16 protein-coding genes are annotated in these 18,500 nt (G+C 65.1%); 10 read left to right on the top strand and 6 right to left on the bottom strand.

Going from position 1 to position 18,500, the window contains the following annotated elements:
* The first annotated feature begins 4 nt into the window (after positions 1–4).
* The 4 genes from RBB31_RS17225 to RBB31_RS17210 all read left to right on the top strand — a co-directional run bounded on the left by RBB31_RS17225 (position 5) and on the right by RBB31_RS17210 (position 4,261).
* Positions 5–1,270 carry an NAD(P)/FAD-dependent oxidoreductase gene (locus RBB31_RS17225; protein WP_306130494.1) on the top strand — a complete coding sequence of 422 codons (1,266 nt, stop codon included), beginning with the start codon at positions 5–7 and terminating at the stop codon, positions 1,268–1,270.
* An 88-nt stretch (positions 1,271–1,358) separates the two neighbouring features.
* The gene (locus RBB31_RS17220) at positions 1,359–1,790 is read left to right on the top strand and encodes a DUF302 domain-containing protein (RefSeq protein ID WP_306130493.1); all 432 of its coding nucleotides are present in this window, start codon (positions 1,359–1,361) and stop codon (positions 1,788–1,790) included.
* The gene (hemA, locus tag RBB31_RS17215) at positions 1,790–3,007 is read left to right on the top strand and encodes a 5-aminolevulinate synthase (RefSeq protein WP_306130492.1); all 1,218 of its coding nucleotides are present in this window, start codon (positions 1,790–1,792) and stop codon (positions 3,005–3,007) included. Before RBB31_RS17220 ends, hemA begins: the two co-directional genes overlap by 1 nt.
* A gap of 207 nt (positions 3,008–3,214) precedes the next feature.
* Complete coding sequence (locus RBB31_RS17210; protein WP_306130491.1) at positions 3,215–4,261, top strand: YeeE/YedE family protein; 1,047 nt, start codon at positions 3,215–3,217, stop codon at positions 4,259–4,261.
* 27 nt (positions 4,262–4,288) lie between these two features.
* Here the strand turns inward: RBB31_RS17210 and RBB31_RS17205 are convergent, their stop codons facing one another.
* The 3 genes from RBB31_RS17205 to RBB31_RS17195 all read right to left on the bottom strand — a co-directional run bounded on the left by RBB31_RS17205 (position 4,289) and on the right by RBB31_RS17195 (position 6,600).
* Complete coding sequence (locus RBB31_RS17205; RefSeq protein ID WP_306130490.1) at positions 4,289–5,203, bottom strand: MBL fold metallo-hydrolase; 915 nt, start codon at positions 5,201–5,203, stop codon at positions 4,289–4,291.
* Between the two features lie 68 nt (positions 5,204–5,271).
* Entirely contained in the window at positions 5,272–5,832 is a 561-nt protein-coding gene (locus RBB31_RS17200) for a thioredoxin family protein (RefSeq protein ID WP_306130489.1), read from the bottom strand.
* An 81-nt stretch (positions 5,833–5,913) separates the two neighbouring features.
* Entirely contained in the window at positions 5,914–6,600 is a 687-nt protein-coding gene (locus tag RBB31_RS17195) for a response regulator (RefSeq protein ID WP_306130488.1), read from the bottom strand.
* 204 nt (positions 6,601–6,804) lie between these two features.
* Here RBB31_RS17195 and RBB31_RS17190 point away from each other — a divergent pair, with 204 nt between their 5' ends.
* The 6 genes from RBB31_RS17190 (at position 6,805) to RBB31_RS17165 (ending at position 14,222) form a co-directional block, all read left to right on the top strand.
* Entirely contained in the window at positions 6,805–7,527 is a 723-nt protein-coding gene (locus RBB31_RS17190) for an ATP-binding protein (protein ID WP_306130487.1), read from the top strand.
* Between the two features lie 60 nt (positions 7,528–7,587).
* Positions 7,588–9,336, top strand: a complete 1,749-nt coding sequence (locus RBB31_RS17185; protein ID WP_306130486.1) for an ATP-binding protein — start codon at positions 7,588–7,590, stop codon at positions 9,334–9,336.
* A complete protein-coding gene (locus tag RBB31_RS17180; protein WP_306130485.1) occupies positions 9,333–10,571 on the top strand; it encodes a sigma-54 dependent transcriptional regulator in 1,239 nt (412 codons plus the stop codon). Before RBB31_RS17185 ends, RBB31_RS17180 begins: the two co-directional genes overlap by 4 nt.
* Positions 10,572–10,874: 303 nt before the next feature.
* Entirely contained in the window at positions 10,875–11,876 is a 1,002-nt protein-coding gene (locus tag RBB31_RS17175) for a DctP family TRAP transporter solute-binding subunit (RefSeq protein WP_306130484.1), read from the top strand.
* Between the two features lie 134 nt (positions 11,877–12,010).
* Positions 12,011–12,736 (top strand): TRAP transporter small permease, encoded by a 726-nt coding sequence (locus RBB31_RS17170; protein WP_306130483.1) that lies wholly within the window; start codon positions 12,011–12,013, stop codon positions 12,734–12,736.
* A gap of 4 nt (positions 12,737–12,740) precedes the next feature.
* Positions 12,741–14,222, top strand: a complete 1,482-nt coding sequence (locus tag RBB31_RS17165; RefSeq protein WP_306130482.1) for a TRAP transporter large permease — start codon at positions 12,741–12,743, stop codon at positions 14,220–14,222.
* Between the two features lie 71 nt (positions 14,223–14,293).
* On the opposite strand, the gene RBB31_RS17160 is transcribed toward RBB31_RS17165, so the two are convergent.
* From RBB31_RS17160 to RBB31_RS17150, 3 genes are all read right to left on the bottom strand, one after another.
* On the bottom strand, positions 14,294–15,079 hold the full coding sequence (locus tag RBB31_RS17160; RefSeq protein ID WP_306130481.1) for a carnitinyl-CoA dehydratase: 786 nt from the start codon (positions 15,077–15,079) through the stop codon (positions 14,294–14,296).
* A complete protein-coding gene (locus RBB31_RS17155) occupies positions 15,069–17,114 on the bottom strand; it encodes an acetate--CoA ligase family protein (RefSeq protein WP_306130480.1) in 2,046 nt (681 codons plus the stop codon). Before RBB31_RS17155 ends, RBB31_RS17160 begins: the two co-directional genes overlap by 11 nt.
* Before the next feature lie 225 nt (positions 17,115–17,339).
* Positions 17,340–18,500 carry an acyl-CoA dehydrogenase family protein gene (locus RBB31_RS17150; RefSeq protein ID WP_306130479.1) on the bottom strand — a complete coding sequence of 387 codons (1,161 nt, stop codon included), beginning with the start codon at positions 18,498–18,500 and terminating at the stop codon, positions 17,340–17,342.

Raw genomic sequence — 18,500 nt, 5'->3', positions numbered from 1 at the left:
AAACATGACACTCGACAGACGGACGTTCCTCGGAACGACGGCAGCCATGGCGACAACGCTTGCGGCACCCATGGTTCTGGCGCAGGGCGCGGGCAAGCCGCGTGTCGTCGTGATCGGCGGCGGGGCCGGCGGCGCTACCGCGGCACGCTACATCGCCAAGGACAGCGACGGCGCCATCGACGTGACGCTCGTGGAGCCGACACGCACCTATTTCACCTGCTTCTTCTCCAACCTCTACCTCGGCGGTTTCAAGGAGATCAGCGACATCGGCCACACCTACGGCAACCTCGCCGCGGCCGGTATCAACGTCCTTCACGACTGGGCCGTGGACGTCGACCGGGACGCCAAGACCGTGACGCTCGCCAGCGGGACCACTCTGCCCTATGACAAGCTGATCCTCAGCCCCGGCATCGACTTTGTCGATGGCGCCGTCGAAGGCTGGAGCGTCGAGGCCCAGAACGCCATGCCCCATGCCTACAAGGCCGGCTCTCAGTCCGAACTGCTGCGCGCCCAACTGGAGGCAATGCCCGAGGGCGGCACCTTTGCCATGGTCGCCCCCCCGAACCCTTACCGCTGCCCCCCGGGCCCCTACGAGCGGGTCTCGATGGTCGCGCATTTCATGAAGGAAAATAACCCCACCGCCAAGATCATCGTGGCCGACCCCAAGCCGCAATTCTCGAAGATGGCGCTGTTCCAGGAAGGCTGGAACAAGCATTACCCGGGCGTGATCGACTGGATCGGCGAGGAATTCGGCGGCGGCAACGTCTCGGTCGACCCGGCGAACATGACCGTCACCATCGACGGAGAGGAAACCCAGGTCGATGTCTGCAACGTCATCCCCGCACAAAAGGCGGGCCGTATCGCGGAAATGGCGGGCGTGACCGATGGCAACTGGGCACCGGTGAACCCTGCCGACATGTCCGCCCGGTCCGACGCTGATGTCTACGTGCTGGGCGACGCCGCCGAACAGGGCGACATGCCCAAATCGGGCTTTTCTGCCAACAGCCAGGCCAAGGTCTGCGCCAACGCCGTGCGCGGTGCGCTGACCGGATCCAAGGTGTTCCCGGCGAAATACTCGAACACCTGCTGGTCGCTCATCGCCACCGATGACGGCGTCAAGGTCGGCGCCACCTACGAGCCCACCGAGGAAAAGATCGCCTCGGTCGACAGCTTCATCAGTGAAACCGGCGAGGATTCCGCCCTGCGCAAGGCGACCTACGAAGAATCCGAAGGCTGGTACACCGGCATCACGACCGACATGTTCGGCTAGCCCGCGCAATTGCCCCGGCTTTGATCTCGCTCAAAGACCGGGGCATCGCCCGCGTGCGATTTACACACGACATCTGGAAGGACCCACCATGAAACCCGTGATTCTGACGGCGGCCCTGGCCTTTGCCACAACGGCCCATGCCGAAGCCCCGATCACCACGCCCTTTGAGGGCTCGTTCGACGACGCGGCCTTCGCCGTGGAAACCGCGATCGTGGGGCAGGGGCTCGTGGTCGACTATGTCAGCCACGTGGGCGAAATGCTCAACCGCACGGGCGAGGACGTGGGCAGCGACGTGATGCTGTTCAAGGAGGCGGACATCTTCATCTTCTGCTCGGCCGTCCTGTCTCGCGAGGTGATGGAGGCCGACCCGATGAACATCGCGCACTGCCCCTACGGCATCTTCGTGGCCGAGGATGACGAAGGCGCCGTGACGATAGGCTACCGCGATTACCCCGATGGTCCGATGGAAAAGGTCGAGGCGCTCCTGGCCGAGATCGTGAAAGAGGCGACAGAGAACTGATGAACTACCAGGAATTTTTCCGCTCCGAACTCGATGCGCTACGGGCCGAAGGCAACTATCGCGAATTTGCCGAACTCGAGCGGCGGCGCGGGCAGTTTCCGCAGGCGAATTGTTATAACGGCCCCGAGAATGTGACGGTCTGGTGTTCGAACGATTACCTCGGCATGGGCCAGCACCCGGTCGTGCTCGATGCCATGCACGACGCCCTCGACACCACCGGCGCGGGTGCGGGCGGCACGCGCAACATTTCCGGCACCACCCACGCCCATGTGCAGCTCGAGGCCGAACTGGCCGACCTGCACGGCAAGGAAAGCGCGCTGCTCTTCACCTCTGGCTATGTCTCGAACTGGGCCGCGCTGGGCACGCTGGCCTCGCGAATTCCGGGGCTGGTGGTGCTGTCCGATGCGCTCAACCACGCCTCAATGATCGAAGGCATCCGCCACTCCCGTGCGCAAAAGGTGATCTGGCAACACAACGACCTCGCCGATCTCGAGGCCAAGCTGGCGGCGCTTCCCGCCAACGCCCCCAAACTGATCGCCTTCGAGAGCGTCTATTCCATGGACGGCGACATCGCCCCGATCAGGGAGATCTGCGATCTGGCGGATAAATACGGCGCCATGACCTATCTCGACGAGGTGCACGCGGTCGGCCTTTACGGCCCGCGCGGCGGCGGCATTGCCGAGCGTGAGGGGCTGATGGACCGCCTGACCGTGATCGAAGGCACGCTGGGTAAGGCGTTCGGCGTCATGGGCGGTTACATCGCCGCCTCGACCGAGCTGTGCGACTTCGTCCGCTCCTTTGCCTCTGGCTTCATTTTCACAACCGCCCTGCCGCCCTGCGTCGCCGCCGGTGCCGCGGCCGCCGTGCGCCATCTCAAGCACAGCAGCGAGAAACGCAGCCAGCAACAGGCCCGCGTTTCCGAGGTCCGCGCCCGGCTCGACGCGATAGGCCTGCCGCATATCGAGAACCCCAGCCACATCATTCCGGTGATGGTGGGCGACCCGGTCAAGTGCAAATACATCTCGGACGTGCTGATGCGCGATCACGGCATCTACATCCAGCCGATAAACTATCCCACCGTGCCCAAGGGCACCGAACGGCTGCGCATTACCCCGTCGCCGGTTCACTCCGCCGAGGATGTGGATCGGCTGATCGGCGCCCTCGAAAATCTCTGGGCACAGTGCCAGCTTGCCCGGCTGCCCATCGCGGCGCAGTAAGCGGAAAAATATTCTGCCAACGCAGAAAATAGGAAAATTCGTTTCGCCGGTCCGCTTCCTGACGGTACCGCGTCGCAACGCTGTCCGCGTTGCGGAACGTTGTTTCAAATCTGCCCTGCAACGCGGAACAATACTCTCACCTCGGGGTTTTGACTCGCGCGGAAACGCACCAGATAAGGACGGATTACCTGAATCAGGACGTGACCGATGCTGCTTGACTCCCTGCCATTCGATCTGCCCGCGCAAACCCTGCATCTTCTGCTGGGCGCGCTTCTGGGCCTCGTTTTCGGCGTTGCCGCCCAGATTTCGCGCTTCTGCCTGCGGCGTGCCGTGGCAGGCGATGACGGCATGGACCACTCTGCCCTCTCGGTCTGGCTGGTCGCGCTTGCCGTGGCGATCGGCGGGGCGGCCGTGGCCGGTGGCATTGGCCTCGTCGAGCTTGGCGACCATCGTTACCTCTCCAGCAGCGTGCCGGTCGCCGCGATTGCGCTGGGCGGGCTGGCCTTCGGCATCGGCATGGTGCTGACGCGGGGCTGCATGTCGCGCCTTACGGTTCTGGCCGGTACGGGCAACCTGCGGGCGGTCAGCGTCATCGCGCTCTTTGCCATCGTCGCGCACGCAACGCTCAAGGGTGTTCTGGCCCCTGTCCGCACGTCGCTCGGCGCGGTCCAGTATGATTTCGGCATCGGCAGCCTTGCCGGCATTCCCGGCATGGCGCCGGCGATTGCACTGGCACTTCTCGCTTTCGCCGTGTGGCTTGCGCACCGCTCCGGCGCGCGCGTGCTGCATCTTGCCATGGGCGCGGTGATCGGTCTTGTCGTCGTCGCGGGATGGGCCGGAACCTCCGTCCTTCTGCTCGATGAATTCGATCCGCTGCCGGCACAGTCGATGGCCTTCACCCTGCCCTGGACCGACACGCTCTTTTACGCCATCGCCTCCACCGCCGTGCCCGCGGGGTTCGGCGTCGGTGTGATCGGCGGGGTCATCGTCGGCAGCTTCCTCAGCGCCGCCTCGCGCGGCGAGCTTGCCCTGCAAAGCTTTTCGTCCCCCGTGCAGACGCTGCGCTACAGCGCCGGCGCGGTACTCATGGGCTTCGGCGGCGTGCTGGCCGGGGGCTGCACCATCGGCGCGGGCCTCAGCGGCGGGGCGAACCTCAGCATCGCCGCCCTGCTGGCGCTTGGCTTCATCGTGCTGGGCGCGGTCGCGGCGCGCGCTGTCCTCTTGCCGCGCGGGGCCGCCGTTCCCGCCGAGTAAAGCCGGTCTCGACGCCGCCGGGGTGTCTCATACGTCCATTCCGACGAACCGATACCCGGATTCGGTCGCCTCGGCCCGGCCGACGCCGCCCTCCGGCAGGTGAAACCCTATCAGGGTCATGTCATCGGCAACCAGCCGATCCAGCAGGGCCTTGCGGGTCGCCACCGCCTGCTGCGGGTTCTGGTCCGATCCGCTGGGCCATTCGGGCCGGGCGAAGGCCACGTGATGATTGACGATCGCATCGCCAACGACCATCGCCGCCTCAGACCCGCGGCGCAGCTCGAAACTCATGTGGCCGGGCGTGTGGCCGGGCGTCGAAACGGCGGCGATACCCGGCAGCACCTCCTCGCCATCATCGAAAAGCTCGACCAGATCCTCGATCGCCTCCATCCGGTTCTTCGCGCCCACGGCGAACGCGGCGCGCGCCTTGCCGATCGTGTTCACGGTTTCGGGGTCCCACCAGTAATCCCACTCCGCACGGCCCATCATGTGCACCGCTTGCGGGAAAAGAAGGTCTCCGAAATCATCCAGGACCCCCCAGATGTGATCGGGATGCGCATGGGTGAATACCACGTGCGTGATGTCCTCGGGCGCAAGTCCGGCGGCATCGAGGCTGGCCGGCAACTCGCCCGCGCTTGGCATGAAGTTCGGCCCTGCGCCGGCATCGAACAACACTGTATTGGTACCATCGCGGTAAAGCGTCAGGTTGCATTCGGGGCGCAGTTCGTCGCGGCTCTGGCCGGTGGCCTCGAGGATCGGCAGCAGCTTGTCCTGCGGCATCGGCTCGAAGACGAAGTCGCCCGGCAGCACCAGGTTGCCGTCGCTGACGGTCGTGACTGTCGCATCGCCCAGCGACATCTCCGCAAGGCTCCAGCGCGGCAAGGCTGCGGCAAGCGGTAGGGCCGCAGCGGTCGCCATCAGGCGGCGTCGGGTCAATCGCATGGTATCCCTCCCGAAAATTCTCTTATAGGAATATGTGAGAATGTTTCGAGCCGCGCAAGCGTCGTCCCTTACGCCGCCGGTTTCCATTTGATCGAGCACCCGACCGAGGCGACCTGATCGCGCGGTCCTTCGCCGGTTTCCGCCACCTGCTTCATCGCGTCAAAAAGTTCGCGCGGCGCGTCCTTGGGCGCGGGTTTCATGCGCGATGCGTCCAGCCGCCCGCGATATTGCAGCCCGCCGTCCGCGTCGAAGCCAAAGAAATCCGGCGTGCAGGCGGCGTGATAGGCCCGTGCCACCGACTGATCCTCGTCATGCAGATAGGGAAACGGCAGGCCGGCCTTCTCGGCCAACTTGATCATGTTCTCGAAACTGTCGTCAGGATAGGTCTTGGCGTCGTTGGAGCAGATTGCCGCGACCCCGATGCCAAGGTCCTGCAAGTCCTTCGCGTCGCGCACGATCCTGTCCAGCACCGCCAGAACGTAGGGACAGTGATTGCAGATGAACATGATCAGAGTGCCGCGCGGACCCGCAATCTCGTCCCAGGTGTAGGTCCGTCCGTCGGTGGCCGGCAGCCGGAAATCCGGGGCGGGCCAATTGAAATCACACACCGGTGGTTCGTTTGCAGCCATGATCTTCCTCCGTCGCGATTACCGGGGGACAGTCTTGCCGACCAAGGGCAGCTTGGCAACGGGTGTCTGCCCGCGACAGATCTAGCGAAACGCGAAGGGCGGGTCCGGGTCCAGGACACCCTCGGCATCCCAACGGTCCGCCAGGGTCAGCCCGCGTGCCGCCAGCATGTCCAGGATGCGCTTGTCGATCGTGTCGATCAAACGCCCGAACTCCATCTCGTCGCGTACAAGCTTGGCGACATCCTGCGCGATCAGCGTCCGCTGCTGCGCCAGAAGTTCGCCGATCCAGTGCCGGGAGGTTTCCGCCAGCACCTTGACCGACGCCATCATCAGTTCGCGCAGCTTGTCGGTGTTCAACTCGCCCTTGTCGAGACAATCCAGCGACCCCTGCTTGATCGACTCGATCGCCACGTCGGTGCGCATCCGGTTCGACATCATCACCACCGCGGCGGCAAAGTTCGTCGGGTGGCTCTGCACCATTTTCTGCGCCGTCAGACCATCGCTGTCCGGCAGCATATAGTCGATCAGGACGACATCGAAACTGCCGGCGTCAAGGGCCGCGCCGAATTCGCCGATCGTTGCGGCGCTGACCGCGCTCACGGGCATTCCGGTGGCGTCCAGCGTGCGCGCCAGCCTCTTTTGATCGAACGGATCGTCGTCGAGGATAAGCACGTCAAAGCAGTCGCCGCGCCGACCGCCGTTCAGGCAGGTTGCGGGAAGCGCCTGAGCGACCATCGGTTCCTTGGGGATGGGGGAAATAGACGCCATGTCATAACCTTTCTCACGAAAACACCCGGAAATCGTAAGCTGATGCTAGAGGCGCGAGCCTTACCAATATGTTACCGGCGCTGCCTCCGTTGCCGCGGATTTTAAACGATTGTTCCGCTTGCCCGGCAGCGGTGTTCACCGGTTGGAAACCCGCCTCTGCGAGGCTTGCGGTTGCGCGAACAACCAAGGAAAGAGAGGAGATACGTGTCACGTCCGTTCACCTCTGACAGCCAGGGCCCGGTGCAGGAGGCCGAGGAATTCCTCTATATCATGACGCATGACCTCAAGGCATTCGCCCGGGCCATGCGCACCATCCCCGACTGGATCGGGGAGGATCTCGCGGCGCAGAGGGTCGTCCTGTCCGCCGACGCCGCGGACAACCTCGCCATGCTGCGCGACTACGCGCATCGGCTGGACGACACGCTCACTGCCCTGACAGAGCTGTCCCGTGTGGCCCGCCTGGCCGATCCGCCCGCCGCGCACGACCTTGAGGCGCTGGTGACCGGCGCCTGCACCCGCCTGCCGGCCACCCCCAGGCTGACCTGTGAAACCCAATGCGGCGGTCTGCACGTGACGGGGCCGCTGAACGATCTGAACAGACTTTTCGATGCAGTTCTCGGCAACGCCGCCGCGCATCACGATCGTGACTTCGGCAACCTGCGGATCGTGGCCCGCACGTGGCACGATCGCGTGCAGGTCACCGTCTCCGACGATGGGCCCGGCATTGCTCCGGCTCACTGGACCGCCGTGTTCAAACCGCTCGCGACCCTGCGGCCCAAAAGCGAGACGGGCCATTCCGGCGTCGGCCTCGCCATCGCGCGCAAGGTCGTGCGCAGCCTGGGGGGCGAGATCGCGATCATCCCAACGGAAGCGCCGCGCGGCCTGAGCGTGCGGTTCGACCTGCCCGGGGCGGATGGCGGCGCCTGACCCTTCCGCCCGTTATCCTTTATCTGGTCAAGCGGGGGACAGGCTTGCTATCTATCTGCCATGTTGTCGCTTCTTCGCGCCCGGTGGGTTGTCATCGCCCTGTTCCTGCTTGCGGTCACCGCGGCAGCGGCGACCGTCTGGCGATATGGCTACGGTCAGGGTCTGACCCAGCTGTCCAAACAGGGCCGCGCCGATCTGGCGCTTGCGGCCGACCGTTTTACCGGAGAGATGCGCCGTTTCCGCGAACTGGCCGTGCTCATGTCGGACCACCCCGACCTCGCGGCGCTGACAACGGACACCCCCGATACTCCCGCGGCCACGCAATTGTTGCAGGAGGCCGTCGACAAAAGCGGCGCCGCGGCGCTGATCTTCGCCGATGCCACGGGCACGGTGCTGGCAGAGGCCGGCGAGGTCACGCTCGACCCCTCGGGCAGCAGCTATTTCGGCCGCGCCATGCACGGCGCGCTGGGCTCCTTCTTCGGCAGGCTCGGGCCCGACGGGCGCCGCGTCTATGCCTATGCCGCGCCATCCTTCGCGGAAAACGGCACGATCCGAGGCAGCCTCATCGCCGTCGTCGACATCGATGAAATCGAGTGGGGCTGGATCGGCGGCCAGCCCGTCGTGTTCTTTACCGACCACGAGGGCCGCGTCTTTCTTTCAAATCGTGCGGAAATTCTGGGCTGGCGCCTCCGCTCGGGCGCGGCCGGGCTGGCCGCACCCGACGCCGATGCACCTGCGCCCCACACGACGCGCGGCGATCGGGATATCTGGACGCTCGATCATGGCAGCTACCTGCCCCAGCAGGCCTTGCACCTTGCCAGCCCCAAGCCGGTGATCGGAATGACCGGACATGCCCTGATGGACGCCGCGCCCGTGTCCCGCATGGCCGGCCTGCAAGCGGCCTTCTTCGCGGCAACCTGTCTTGCCTTCGGTGCTGTGCTGCTGCTTCTGGCCGAGCGTCGCCGCGCGCTCGCCATCTCCAACGCCCAGCTCGAGGCGCGCGTGGCCGACCGCACGGCGGAACTGTCGCAGACCAATCTCGCCCTGCGCCGCGAGGTGGCCGAGCGGATGGAGGCCGAGGCGGCCCTGACCCGCGCCCAGGAGGATCTGGTCCAGGCCGGCAAGCTTGGTGCGCTGGGCCAGATGTCGGCGGGCATCAGCCACGAGCTCAACCAGCCCCTGATGGCGATCCAGCAATTCGCGGATAACGGCGCGTCGTTTCTCGACGCCGGGCAGGCGCGGCCCGCGCGGGACAACTTCAGCCGTATTTCCGACCTTGCCGGACGCGCCGCGCGGATCATCCGGAACCTGCGCGCCTTTGCCCGGAACGAGGCCGAACCTGCCGGCAAGGTCGATCTGGGAAGCGTGATCGACACCGCTGTCGAGCTGACCGAACAGCGCCTCGACCACGAAGGCGTCGCGCTGTCGTGGCACCGGCCGGAGTTTCCCGTCCATGTCCGCGCCGGCGAGGTGCGGCTGGGTCAGGTCTTTGTCAACCTGATCAACAACGCGATCGACGCCATGGCCGGACAATCGGACAAACATATCGAGGTCTCGCTCGTGCCCGGCATTCGCCCCACCGTGACGGTACGCGACACCGGGCCGGGCATCTCCGACCCCGCCAAGATATTCGAGCCGTTCTACACCACCAAGGAAGTCGGCGGCGAGGATGGCCTTGGTCTCGGTCTTTCCATCTCCTACGGCCTGGTCGAAAGCTTCGGCGGCCGCATCAGCGGCAGCAACGCGGCGGATGGCGGCGCGATCTTTCGCATCGAACTGGATCCCTGGCAGGACGAGGTCGCGGCATGAAAACCGATATACTCATCGTGGATGACGATGCGGCCGTCCGCGAGGCGCTGGCCCAGACGCTGGAGCTCAACCGCCTTTCTCCGCGCGTCGCCGGCTCTTTCATCGAGGCCAAGGATCACATCACCCCCGACTTTCCCGGCGTCATCCTGTCGGACATCCGGATGCCGGGCCGCGATGGCTTCTATCTTCTGGATTACACCCGCAAGACCGACGCCGAACTGCCGGTCATCCTGCTGACCGGCGAGGGCGACATTCCCATGGCGGTCCGCGCAATGGGACAGGGCGCGTTCGATTTTCTCGAAAAGCCCTGCGCGCCCGATGCCCTGCTGCCCGTGCTGACCCGCGCCCTGCAGACCCGGTCGCTGGTGCTGGAAAACCGGCGCCTGAAGCGCCAGCTCGAGACGGGCGATGCGGCGGCGCGCATGCTTTTCGGCACCTCCGAACTGGCCGACAACCTGCGCGAACGCGTGCGCCGCGTGGCGGCCATGGGGGCCGACGTGCTGGTCACCGGCCCTCCCGGAGCCGGGATCTCCAAGGTGGCGGAGGTGGTGCACCTGATGACGCCCGCGGGCCGCGGGCCTTACATCAAACACCCCGCGGCGGCGCTCGATGTCGCCGCCCTCGACGATGCTCTGGCGTCGGCCCGCGGTGGCAGCCTTTTCATCGAAGAGATCACCGGGCTGCCCCCGCACGCGCAGCACGCCCTGCTGGACCGGCTGGAGGAAGGCGCGGAGGCCCGCCTCATCGCAGGCACCACGACGGACCTAGCCGTGGCCGCCGAGGAGGGGCGCTTTTACCCCGAGCTTTACTACCGGCTGGACGTGGCACCGGTGCGCATCCCGGCCCTGTCCGAACGACCCGAGGACATTCCCGTTCTTTTCCGGCACTACGTGGCCCAGGCGGCCGAGCAGTCTGGCATCGCCGCGCCGGATATCGCGCCCGATCACCTCGCCCGCCTGATGGCCCAGGACTGGCCCGGCAACGCCCGCTCGCTGATGAGTGCCGCCATGCGCTTTGTCCTCGGGATGCCGGATGAGGTCACCCGCGCCGCCGATCTTGGCCTGTCCGAGCAGATGGCCCAGGTCGAGCGCTCGCTGCTGATCGCCGCACTCGGTCGCCAGAACGGCCGCGCATCCGAGGCCGCGAAGGCGCTGAAGCTGCCGCGCAAGACGTTCTATGACAAGCTTGCCCGCTACGGCATCAAACCCGAGGACTATCGGCGCGGCAACGGCTGAGCGTTGCCACCGCAATCACCTGATCACCGCGCTGGCCGGGCAAGACGATCGGGACACCGCAGACCCGGTTTGTGCGGAAATCCGCACAGGTTGCGCAAAGCGCGTGCGGGATTCCGCACAGACGTTTGGCAGAGTTTCTCGACGCAGGTGATTCGAGGAATTCAAGTATCTGAAACCAATAGTGATATCCTGATTCGCCACATCCGCCCTAGATTCAGCTTGAGGCATTCCAACCAATCGCCATTCTGGCCTCGCAATACCGTTACGGTATCCAAACCTGTCTCTAATTTGGGAGGAGAGACCATGAAATTTCTGTCTGCCGCAACCGCGGCACTCGCACTGACCGTGTCTGCCGGCGCCGTGAGCGCGGCCTGCGACGATGGCGAAATCGTCGTAAAGTTCAGCCACGTCACCAACACCGACAAGCACCCCAAGGGCATCGCCGCCTCGCTGCTGCAAGAGCGCATCAACGAGGAAATGGACGGCAAGATGTGCATGGAGGTGTTCCCCAACTCCACGCTCTACAACGATGACCAGGTGCTCGAGGCGATGCTTCAGGGCGACGTCCAGCTGGCCGCGCCGTCGCTGTCGAAGTTCGAGAACTTCACAAAGGTGTTCCGCATCTTCGACCTGCCTTTCATGTTCAAGAACATCGACGCCGTGGACAGTTTCCAGGCCTCCGACGCGGGCCAGGACATGCTCGATTCCATGCAGCGCCGAGGCCTGCAGGGTCTGGCCTTCTGGCACAACGGCATGAAACAGTTCTCGGCCAACGTGCCGCTGATCGAGCCGTCGGATGCCGAGGGCCTGAAGTTCCGCGTGCAGACCTCCGACGTTCTGGTCGCACAGATGGAAGCCCTGGGTGCCTCGCCGCAGCCGATGGCCTTCTCCGAAGTCTACGGTGCGCTGCAAACCGGCGTTGTCGACGGTCAGGAAAACACCTGGTCCAACATCTACGGTCAGAAGTTCTTCGAGGTGCAGGACGGCATTACCGAGACCAACCACGGCATCATCGACTACCTGCTGGTGACCTCGAGCGACTGGCTCGACTCGCTGGAACCCGATGTGCGCGACCAGTTCATGACCATCGTGGGTGAAGTGACCGAGACCCGGAACGCCGAAAGCTACAGCGTGAACCAGGAAAACCGCCAAGCGATCATCGACGCCGGCGGCGAGGTGCGCGAATTGTCGGCCGACCAGCGTCAGGCTTGGGTCGACGCGATGCGCCCGGTCTGGGACCAGTTCGTCGAGGATGTGGGCCAGGACAACATCGACGCGGCCCAGTCCCACAACAGCGGCAGCTGATGCAGGGCCAAGCGGGCGCGCGCCTGCGGCTTCTCTGAGGCCCGACCGCGCCCGCCGCGCCGGATACCGGCGGCACCCCGCGTGCCGCCGGAACCTGCACCGGCCTTACCCAACATGATCCGGAGGAAAACGCCATGAGCGTGAGCGGATACACACCATCGGGCCCGGTCGGACGCTTCGTTCACCGCGCCGAGGAAATCTTCATCGCTCTGATCCTGGGCGCGATGACCCTGATCACCTTCGCCAACGTCGTGTTGCGCTACGGCTTCGCCGAAAGCCTGCTCTGGGGGCAGGAAGTGGTGGAAATCCTCTTTGCCTGGCTGGTTCTCTTCGGCATTTCCTACGGGTTCAAGGTCACCGCACACCTGGGCGTGGACGCCATCGTCAACATGGTTAGCGGCGGTCTCAAGCGCGGTATGGCGATCATCGCCTGCGTCGTCTGCGTCGCCTATGCCTTTCTTCTGCTCAAGGGCGCCTACGATTTCTGGGCGCCATTCTCGAACCTCGATCCCACATCGGGCCGCTGGTTCCCCACCGGTTTCGAGGAAGCGCGCGACCAGGGATATGCCGTGGTGCGCCCTGTGCCGATCCCCTTCGGCAAGGAGTTTCTTGAAAATACCTTCAACTGGTACATGGACGGCGACACCCGCGTGGTCGAGGAATACGACTACCTGCCGCGTGTGATCCCCTACCTGATCCTGCCCATTGGCGCGGCGCTGCTTCTCTTTCGTGTGGTTCAGGCCACCTTGGGCGTCCTTCGCGGCACGCGCCAGCGGATCATCACCAGTCACGAGGCCGAGGACGCGGTGGAAACCGCCGCCGACAAGCTTGCCCGTGGCGAAAACGTGAACAGGGGCTGAGACCATGGAAGTCGCATTTCTCTTCATCATGATCATCGGCCTGCTGCTGATCGGCGTGCCGATCGCGGTCTCGCTCGGGTTCTCCTCGATCGTGTTCCAGCTGATGTTCTCGAACACCTCCATCGGCGCCGTTGCCAAGTCGCTCTATGACGCCATGGCCGAACACTACACACTGCTGGCCATCCCGTTCTTCATCCTCGCCTCCAGCTTCATGTCCACGGGCGGCGTGGCCAAGCGGATCATCCGCTTCTCCATCGCCTGCGTGGGCCACCTCAAGGGCGGTCTCGCCATCGCGGGGGTCCTGGCCTGCATGATTTTCGCCGCCCTTTCCGGCTCGTCGCCCGCCACCGTGGTCGCCATCGGCACGATCGTGATCGCCGCCATGCGGCAGGTCGGCTATACCAAGGACTTCGCCGCCGGGGTGATCTGCAACGCCGGCACGCTCGGCATCCTCATCCCGCCCTCCATCGTGATGGTCGTCTATGCCTCGGCCACCGACGTCTCCGTGGGCCGCATGTTCCTCGCCGGCGTCATCCCCGGCCTGCTGGCCGGCACGATGCTGATGATCACGATCTACGTCATGGCCCGCATCCGCAATATGCCGGCGGGCGAGTGGAAAGGCTGGGTCGAGATCTGGGACAGCTTCCGCGACGCCTTCTGGGGCCTCCTGCTGATCGGGATCATCATGGGCGGCATCTATGGCCACCCATGGGTCAACCTTACTGGCGAAGGCAGCCTGATCTACTGGCAGCCCGGCGCCTTCACCCCGACCGAGGCCGCCGCCGTCGCCGCCGTCTATGCCTTCCTGGTGGCCTGCTTCATCTACCGCGACATGGGCCCCCTCGCGGCACCGTCCGAAGAAGAAACATACACCGGCGCCATGGGCGAACGCAGTGTCAACGCCGCCGAGGCTCCGCGCCCCGCGACCCTGCTGCAAAAGCCCTGGGCGCTGGTCACGGCCTTCTGGCACCGCGACACGGTGAACACCGTCTTCGAGGGCGCGAAGCTGACGATCACGCTGATGTTCATCATCGCCAACGCGCTTCTGCTGAAGCACGTGCTGACCGACGAACAGATCCCCCAGGCCATCGCCGAAAGCATGCTGGCCGCGGGCCTCGGCCCGGTGATGTTCCTGGTGATGGTCAACGTGATCCTGCTCATCGGCGGCCAGTTCATGGAGCCGTCGGGCCTGCTGGTCATCGTGGCACCGCTCGTGTTCCCCATCGCCATCGAGCTTGGCATCGATCCCATTCACCTCGGGATCATCATGGTGGTGAACATGGAAATCGGGATGATCACGCCGCCCGTGGGCCTGAACCTCTTCGTCACCTCGGGCGTGGCGGGAATGCCCATGATGAACGTGGTGCGCGCGGCCCTGCCGTTTTTGGCCGTGCTTTTCGTATTCCTCATCATGGTGACCTACATTCCCTGGATCTCGACCTTCCTGCCCAACACCTTCATGGGCCCCGAGATCATCACCAACTGACGAAGCCGGCGCGCGGCCCGAACTCCGCGCGCCAGAAAATCCTCCGAATTTTCAGGTGCCCGCTGCCGCGCTCAGCGCCCCTTCCACACCGGGTCGCGCTTTTCGGCAAAGGCCTTGGCCCCTTCCAGCTGATCCTCGGACTCGTAAAGCACATCGACAGTCTCGAACTGCCGCCGCGTGATCCGGTTCATCGCGTCCTGGAACGTCATCGCCTCGGCCTCGCGCACGATCTCCTTGATCGCCGCATAGACCAGCGGCGGCCCGCTCGCCAAAAGGTCGGCCATCTCCCGCGCCTTAGCCATCAGCTGATCGCCGGGATGGATCTGGTTGATCAGACCCCACCGCGCGGCCTCCTCGGCGTCGATCCAGCGCCCGGTCAGCAGCATTTCCATCGCGATGTGATAGGGGATGCGCTTGGGCAGCTTCACACTGGCCGCGTCAGCGACCGTGCCCGAGCGGATCTCGGGCAGGGCGAACTGCGCATGATCGGCGGCCAGGATGATGTCCGCGCTCAGCGCCCATTCCAGACCACCGCCGCAGCAGATGCCGTTCACGGCGGCGATGATCGGTTTGTTCATCGCGCGCATCTCCTGCAAGCCCCCGAACCCGCCGACCCCGTAATCGTCATCCACGGCATCACCCTCGGCGGCCGACTTGAGATCCCACCCAGGGCAGAAGAACTTCTCGCCCGCCCCGGTAATCAGCGCCACGCGCAGCTCCGGATCGTCGCGGAACTCCTTGAACACGTCGCCCATGATCCGGCTGGTCGCCAGGTCGATCGCGTTGGCCTTGGGCCTGTCCAGGGTCACCTCCAGAACATGGCCGCGTCTTTCTGTCCTTACCGGATTATCCGTCATCTCGTTCTCCTTGCCGTATCAAGGCATCCGCCACGACCGCGCGCGTCTGCGTGCAGATCAGCGGATTGACCTCGATTTCCTCCAACGTTTCTCGATGCGCCGCAACATGGTCCTGCAGACCCATCGCCGCCCGAATGACCGCTGCCTCGTCCACGCCGGGCTGGCCCCGATACCCTTGCAGGACCGGCGCGATCTTCAACCCTGCCAGCGCCTCGGCGATCTCGGCCTCCGAAACCGGCAACAACATCGAGACCGTGTCCCGCAGTATCTCCGTCAGCGTGCCCCCGGCCCCCAATGTCATCACGAACCCATGTGCCGGGTCCCGTACCACACCCAGCAACAGTTCGGCCACGCCACCACCGATCATCTCTTCCACGAGGTAACCCTTGCAGGCCATCCGTCGCGCCGCCGCCTCGACCTCACAGGCACTCTTCAGGCCAAGCGCGACAAGCCCCGCCTCGGTCTTGTGGGCCGCGCCTGTGCCTTTCAGCACGATGGGAAACCCAACCTCCCCGGCCGCCGCCACGGCGTCGTCCACCGTATCGGCGGAACACGAGCGCGGCACGTCCAGCCCGGCCTCGGCCAATTGCCGCTTGGCCTCGACCTCATCCAGAATCACGGTGGCCCCGACCGGCGTCACCTGCAAGGCCGGCGGCGGCGGCGGGCCGGCGTTCCCGACGAATCCCGCGGCTTCCAGCGCGGTCAGGAAATCGTCGAGGCCCTGCATCGGGATCATGCCCCCGGCCACGGCCCGCGCCGCCATGTCCTCGGGCAGCAGTTCCGGCAGGGTCGAAACCAGCACGAGCGGTTTTCCGGTTTCCGCCACTGCCGCCGCACCGGCCGCGAACACGCAGTCCCATGCGGCCGGGTTGCAACGATCCGTGCGCGGGAAGTCGATGATCACGCAGGTCAGATCGGCCGCGCCGCGCTGCATCGTGGCAAAGACCTGCGCCATGCGTTCCGCATCGTTCCAGATAAAGGTGTGGTAATCCAATGGGTTGGCCAGCGCCACCATGGGTCCCAGAATCTCGCGCAAACGGGTGACTTGCGCAGCCGTCAGATCCGGGAACTGCACGCCTCTTTCCTCTGCGCTGTCGGCCATCAGGCTGGCCTCGCCGCCCGAGCAGGAGAGGGAGGCAAGCGACGTGCCCGGCAACGGACCGGCGAAATGCAAGAGCTTCGCCGTCTCCAGAAGGGCCGGCAGGCTGTCGACCTGCGCGATCCCCAGGCGTTTAAGCAGCGCCCGCGCCCCGGCATCGCTGCCTGCCAGCGACGCTGTGTGCGACACCGCCGCCGCCCGCGCCCGTGCCGATTTCCCGGCCTTCAATACCACGATCGGCTTGCCCAGTTGTCGTGCTGTCCGCGCCAATGCCTCGAACGCCGCCACGTCACCCACGCCTTCGACATGAAGCGCCAGAACGGTAACCCGGTCGTCGTTGAGCAGCGCCATCCCAAGCTCGGCCAGTCCGGTCTGCGCCTGGTTGCCTGCGGTGGTCACATAGGCCAGCGGCAGGCCGCGCGACTGCATCGAGATGTTGATGGCCATGTTGGAACTTTGGGTTAGCACGGCCACGCCGGTCTCGACACGCGCGCCGCCATGCTGATCCGGCCAGAGCAGGGCGCCGTCGAGGTAGTTGATGAAGCCATAGCAGTTCGGCCCGAGGATCGGCATGGCGCCTGCCGCCTCCAGCAAGGCAGCCTGGAGGTCGGCCCCGTCGCCGGTTTCGGCCTGCGCCTCGCTGAAGCCACTTGCAAAACAGACCGCCCCGCCTGCACCCATCGCACGCAACTGCCGCACGACGTCCACCGTGGCGTGCCGGTTCACCCCGATGAAAACCGCATCTGGCGGTTCGGGCAGATCCTCCAGCCGCGCCCGGGCAGGCTGTCCCGCGATCTCGGCCCTGGTCGGATGGACCGGCCAGACCGGCCCGGCAAAGCCCATCTTGAGGCATTGTTCCACCACGCTCTTGCACCACGCACCACCGCCAATGACGGCAATCGACCTGGGCTGGAAAAGGCGGCTCAGGTCGCGCATGGGGCTGGTCGCTGTGTCAAAGAGTTTCTTGCCTCCGGCGGGGATATTTTTCGCCAGAGGAAGTTACGGACTATTAACCGAGGTTTGCCACACTGCATGTGCGGTACAGGCGGGGACGCCGATGACCGTGCCGGGGGAAGAGGCGACGCCTTTTCCCGGGGGAAGCTTTGCAGGCTCCCCCCTTTTCCTCTGGCCGTAAATATCGTCGCCGAAGGCATTAATCTCTTACGCCCCCAGCGGCCGCAAAAGCTCGCGGCTGATGATATGGCGCTGGATTTCCGAGGTCCCGTCCCAGATCCGCTCGACCCGCGCGTCACGCCAGAACCGCTCGATGGGGAAGTCGTCCATCAGCCCCATGCCGCCGAAGATCTGCAACGTAGCGTCCGTCACCCGCGCCAGCATCTCGCTGGCATAAAGCTTGGCCGAGGCGATCTCGCGGTTCGCCGGCAGGCCCTGGTCCAGCCGCCAGGCCGAGGCGAGGGTCAGCCAGTCGGCGGCGTCGATCTCGGTGATCATGTCGGCGACCTGGAAACTCACACCCTGGAATTTGCCGATCCGCTGGCCGAACTGGCGGCGCTCGGCGGCGTAGTTCAGGGCATAGTCGAAGACCCGCCGCGCGCGACCGACGCTCATCGTCGCCACCGTGATCCGAGTGGCGTAAAGCCATTCGTTCATCACCGCGAACCCGCCATCGACCTCGCCCAGCACCTGGGCATCGGGCAGGCGGCAGTCGTCGAACTCCAGGATCATGTTCTTGTAGCCCCGGTGGCTGACCGACTTGTAGCCGTCGCGGATGGTAAAGCCCGGCGTGCCGCGATCCACCAGGAAGGCGGTGATGCGTTTCTTGGGGCCTTTCGGGGTGTCGTCCTCGCCCGTGGCGATGAAGACGATGATGAAATCTGCATGATCCGCGCCCGAGATGAAATGCTTGGTGCCGTTCACCACCCAGTCGCCACCGTCGCGCCTGGCAAAGCACTTCATCCCCCGCACGTCCGACCCGGCATCGGGCTCGGTCATCGCCAGCGCATCCATCCGCTCGCCCCGTACCGCAGGCAGCAGATAGCGTTCGCGCTGTTCCCCCTCGCAGGCCATCAGGATGTTCTGCGGCCGGCCGAAGAAATGCGTCAGCGCCATGGATCCGCGCCCCAGTTCCCGCTCGACCAGCGCGAAATCCACATGGCCAAGGCCCGCGCCGCCCACCTCCTCGGGAAAGTTGCAGGCGTAAAAGCCAAGATCCATGCACTTGCGCTTGATCTCGCGGGCCACTTCCGGCGCAACCTCTCCGGTGCGCTCGACCAGTTCCTCGTGGGGATAGATTTCGTTTTCGACGAAGCTGCGCACCGTCGACACGATCATTTCCTGCTCGTCCGTCAATCCGAAATGCAT

It is taken from the genome of Roseovarius sp. MMSF_3350 (assembly GCF_030733425.1).
GTDB lineage: Bacteria > Pseudomonadota > Alphaproteobacteria > Rhodobacterales > Rhodobacteraceae > Roseovarius.
The sequence above is the reverse complement of the archived record's forward strand: the minus strand, read 5'-3'. Positions and strand labels throughout refer to the sequence as shown.

Excerpts from the sequence above, each read along its gene's own strand:
- RBB31_RS17225 (WP_306130494.1), top strand. The coding sequence starts at position 5 with ATGACACTCGACAGACGGACGTTCCTCGGAACGACGGCAGCCATGGCG.
- RBB31_RS17220 (WP_306130493.1), top strand. The coding sequence starts at position 1,359 with ATGAAACCCGTGATTCTGACGGCGGCCCTGGCCTTTGCCACAACGGCC.
- hemA (WP_306130492.1), top strand. The coding sequence starts at position 1,790 with ATGAACTACCAGGAATTTTTCCGCTCCGAACTCGATGCGCTACGGGCC.
- RBB31_RS17210 (WP_306130491.1), top strand. The coding sequence starts at position 3,215 with ATGCTGCTTGACTCCCTGCCATTCGATCTGCCCGCGCAAACCCTGCAT.
- RBB31_RS17205 (WP_306130490.1), bottom strand. The coding sequence starts at position 5,203 with ATGCGATTGACCCGACGCCGCCTGATGGCGACCGCTGCGGCCCTACCG.
- RBB31_RS17200 (WP_306130489.1), bottom strand. The coding sequence starts at position 5,832 with ATGGCTGCAAACGAACCACCGGTGTGTGATTTCAATTGGCCCGCCCCG.
- RBB31_RS17195 (WP_306130488.1), bottom strand. The coding sequence starts at position 6,600 with ATGGCGTCTATTTCCCCCATCCCCAAGGAACCGATGGTCGCTCAGGCG.
- RBB31_RS17185 (WP_306130486.1), top strand. The coding sequence starts at position 7,588 with ATGTTGTCGCTTCTTCGCGCCCGGTGGGTTGTCATCGCCCTGTTCCTG.
- RBB31_RS17180 (WP_306130485.1), top strand. The coding sequence starts at position 9,333 with ATGAAAACCGATATACTCATCGTGGATGACGATGCGGCCGTCCGCGAG.
- RBB31_RS17175 (WP_306130484.1), top strand. The coding sequence starts at position 10,875 with ATGAAATTTCTGTCTGCCGCAACCGCGGCACTCGCACTGACCGTGTCT.
- RBB31_RS17170 (WP_306130483.1), top strand. The coding sequence starts at position 12,011 with ATGAGCGTGAGCGGATACACACCATCGGGCCCGGTCGGACGCTTCGTT.
- RBB31_RS17165 (WP_306130482.1), top strand. The coding sequence starts at position 12,741 with ATGGAAGTCGCATTTCTCTTCATCATGATCATCGGCCTGCTGCTGATC.
- RBB31_RS17160 (WP_306130481.1), bottom strand. The coding sequence starts at position 15,079 with ATGACGGATAATCCGGTAAGGACAGAAAGACGCGGCCATGTTCTGGAG.
- RBB31_RS17155 (WP_306130480.1), bottom strand. The coding sequence starts at position 17,114 with ATGCGCGACCTGAGCCGCCTTTTCCAGCCCAGGTCGATTGCCGTCATT.
- RBB31_RS17150 (WP_306130479.1), bottom strand. The coding sequence starts at position 18,500 with ATGCATTTCGGATTGACGGACGAGCAGGAAATGATCGTGTCGACGGTG.